This window comes from Wohlfahrtiimonas populi, from assembly GCF_002006795.1.
GTDB classification, from domain to species: domain Bacteria; phylum Pseudomonadota; class Gammaproteobacteria; order Cardiobacteriales; family Wohlfahrtiimonadaceae; genus Wohlfahrtiimonas; species Wohlfahrtiimonas populi.
On the sequence record NZ_MVDN01000026.1, the window covers coordinates 1 to 3,738 of the forward strand.

General features: G+C 31.2%; 1 protein-coding gene and 3 pseudogenes. All 4 read right to left on the reverse strand.

Annotated features, from left to right (window positions below):
* Positions 1–1,016: pseudogene (locus BZK16_RS13640) on the reverse strand (hypothetical protein); the annotation flags it as partial.
* Positions 1,013–2,329 (reverse strand): hypothetical protein, encoded by a 1,317-nt coding sequence (locus BZK16_RS13645; protein ID WP_077929440.1) that lies wholly within the window; start codon positions 2,327–2,329, stop codon positions 1,013–1,015. The pseudogene BZK16_RS13640 and the gene BZK16_RS13645, both read right to left, overlap by 4 nt.
* Positions 2,330–2,331: 2 nt before the next feature.
* Positions 2,332–2,451: pseudogene (locus BZK16_RS14925) on the reverse strand (hemolysin secretion D, plasmid domain protein); the annotation flags it as partial.
* 168 nt (positions 2,452–2,619) lie between these two features.
* Positions 2,620–3,456: pseudogene (locus tag BZK16_RS13655) on the reverse strand (ABC transporter transmembrane domain-containing protein); the annotation flags it as partial.
* Positions 3,457–3,738: the final 282 nt, after the last annotated feature.

Here is a 3,738-nt window from a genome sequence, read left to right on the forward strand (position 1 = left end):
TGATCCATAGAATCTGTACGATCTATTTTAAACCAAACATCATGAATGGCTTGCGTTTTACCATCAGTTGTAATGAATGAACCTTGTTGTTTATGGTAATTGCCATTGGCATCCACATCATTACTGTTTTTGTATCCTAAATTGATGCCCGCAACACCAGCTTCTTTGAGGGTTAGCAACTCACCAGAATCAACTTTACCATCGCCATTCTTATCCACCCACACTTGAAGCTTATGGTAGATTTCATCATTCTCATCAATAATGCCATCACCATTGGTGTCATATTGTTTTAATGCTTCAAAGCCATTCGGAGCTTTTTGTCCATTAGCTAAATTTGTATAGTTACCAAATAATTCTTGACCATTTTCAATTTGACCACTCATATCTTGATCAAATACTAATAATCCATCACCTTGGCCAACCCAAGCTGTTTTACCTGCAAAACCATTGCCATCATGATCAAAATAAACACCATCTTCTAATGTGGTTGTGGTAACACCATTACCATCTAGATCCAAAATTAATGGACTACCTGTATTAACAGTGTCTCTTATAGCATCACCAAACTCATCGGTTGGTCTTGGTGGCCCAACAAATTCAGGGTCTTGAGTTGGGTCATAATCTATCTCCTCTTCCTCCTCCTCTTCCTCTTCTAAATTTTGATGAGCTGTTTTTGATATAGTGTTTAAGTATTTAGATAGTTTTATACCTGTTGGTGCATGATCTTTAAATATAGGTTCAATATCTTTAGCTTTGTTTAAAATAGATTTTTTTATCATCTCTTCGGACAAGCCAGGAATTAAATTAGTATCTATTTTTCTTAAAATATTTTCATATAATGGAATGGATAAAGATATTCCATCGCCAGGATCATTAACAAAAGAATTTGCTAAATTTTGGGCTATTCTTTCCACGTCTGAAGAAACACCATTTAGTGCTGAAATTTGTGAGGTGGTTAAATCTATACCTTTGTCTAAGAGCCAGTTGGCTATTTCTCCAAAAACTGAATATTTCATATATTATCCTTGTTGTTATTTAATAAATAGTTAGCATTTTTTATTAATTTTAATAAATTATTGAAATGTTGGGATGAAAGATATTCTAAACTTTTAATGCTATTTAATTTCAAAAAGGATTTTTTTGAAATTAGATGTATAGATTGAAGGCACTCAGATTTATAGCTTGAGTTAAGATCATCGATAATATACTGGTCGATATAATCTGTATTTTTTTTATTGTCAATCAGTTGATTATATAGATTGGAGGAATAAAATTTCTGTCTGCACTGTAATATTTTATAATATTCTATGATTTCTTCATCTAATTGATTATTATCAACAAAATTATAATGACCAGAAAGAAGTTCAATAACACTGAACTCTGTGAGTAACTTAGCGTAATTTTCTAGACGCTCTTTCATATTTATAGTATCAATATCATCTTTAAACAGCTCTATTTCATTGCTCTCAATATAATTATTTACAATTAAAAATTGTAATAATGAAAGGTGTTTATTTAAAATTGTAGGATAAAATTGAATACTTAATAAGTAGTCACTATAATCATAATTACCCCAATTTCCAAAAAAATTAATTGAATTTTTTAAATCAATTAATGCTTTTTCTTTTTCGCCATTTTGAATTTGATATAGCGTCTTAATTAAAAAAAGATCAACCAATATTAGCAAATCATTTTTTCCAATATAATCATATCCGAATGTTTGAATGATCGGATATGAGTAAAAGTTATCGTTCTGAATAATTTTTTGATAACGATCTAATAATAAAGTATTTATTGAAATAATAGGTTCTATAAGTTCTTTATTTTGTACTTTTCTTTCCCACTCTTTAATGTTTTCACTATTATTTTTAAGTATAGAATTAGGATTACTTAAAGAGATTAGTTTTTTTGCATCATCATTTAATTGAACATAAACATAATTTCCTTTATCAAATCCATTATTAATACATTCAACTATGGATCTTCCCCAATATTCTCTATCAAATAATTCAGATTCACAATTATCATATTTGTCTAAGCTATTGGATTTTTCTAAGAAATGGCTTTTTGTACTATTTAGAGTTTGTTCTAAAAAATTCTCACCTACTAAAATAAAATCATTATTAATAGATGAGTTTATACCTAGTAAGGAAGAATACGCATTGTTTGATGGTATATTATCTAAGCTGTTTAAATATTTATTAAAATCCCCTTGTAATTTTTTGGTAATTTCAGCATTTATATCATTTTCATTAGTATGACCTATCACTCCAAAAATACTTAAACTAATTACAAAAAAAATTTTTTTTATATGCATTCTTATTTTCATATTTACAACTCCCTCATACTCTCATCCACCTTCGTTTGAAGTGGGGATAAGAAGTAATCTATCACTCGACGCTCTCTGATCTTAATCTCCGCCGTCACATTCATACCCGCTGTCAACGGTATTTTTTTCTTCATCTTTCACAACTCCTTATCTAGTGGAATTATAAATAATGATTCCAATCCTAACTGATAATCAATCATTTGATCTTTCTCATATTCTTTTAGATCATAAGACTGATTATTGTTCAGTATTTGACTTAACTTTTCTGATGTAAAATTATCTATTTGTCCCGAGGTTAAAGCTTGCCCTGTTAGAAAATTACGAATCTGCTCTAATTCACGGATACGGGCAACGGTTTCACCCACACGACGTGATTCAAAATAAGAAATAGGCAAAGCCAACATGTGCCTAAATAGACGAGCGCCCAATTCCACATCGATGCGGCTTGTGGTATGGGCAAAGATATAGGTCCGTAAACCATTCAATACTACATCAAACAATGTAATGACAACTAAACCAATGACAATCACATCCAAAGTAGTTAAGCCACGATGCACCAATACTTTATCCATCACCACTTGGAAAAATAATGGCGTCACTAACGCAAACAACTGTACAAACACAGAAATTAATAAAACTTCACCTAAAATTTTACGGTATTTAATAACGGCAGGAATGAACCATGTGAAATCAAACTTACGCAGCTCACCTAAGATCGATGCACGAGAAGCCACAACAATGATGCGACCTTCATAACGGGCATCAAACTCTTCACGGGACAACATCTGAGGTTTGCCTGTTCTTAAATCATGAATTAATACTTGCTCATAATCCACTCGGGCAATGATGAAGTGTTCACCATCTTCTCGCCATGCTAAGGCTGGGAGTGCTGCTAAATGTAAACGACTGTTGAGTTGTTTAATGCACTTTGCTTTGAGCTCTAGATGTTTAGCTACTAACAACCATTGCGATTGTGTGAGCCCTTTGCCTTCTACATCATACTGATGGCTAATGTCTTCAGCATTCACAGCAATGCCATGAAAACCTGCCAATAAAACCAATCCTCGTAATGCCAAATCTACATTTTGATCATCAATCAAATTTTCCTGAGAATTTATATCTAACATTTATACTTCTTATATCCTTCAACGTGCTTATTTTTATAATTAATTAAACTACATACTAATTATAATATGAGTAGATAATTATATAAACACATACAGATCCGTATATAAATAATATAAATAAGAATACATAAATTGGACATATATCAATAAATAAACTTACATTAGCTGAAGATTTAAAAAACTCAAAAACAGAGTTAAATTTTTATTGAGAGATTAGAGCTTTAGTGATCACGTATTGATGCACGAGTGACCACGATTTGCTGGAATGAGTGATCATTTAAA

What these genes read in the sequence shown, in the direction of transcription:
- BZK16_RS13645 (WP_077929440.1), bottom strand. Translation starts at nt 2,329, where the DNA reads ATGAAAATAAGAATGCATATAAAAAAAATTTTTTTTGTAATTAGTTTA.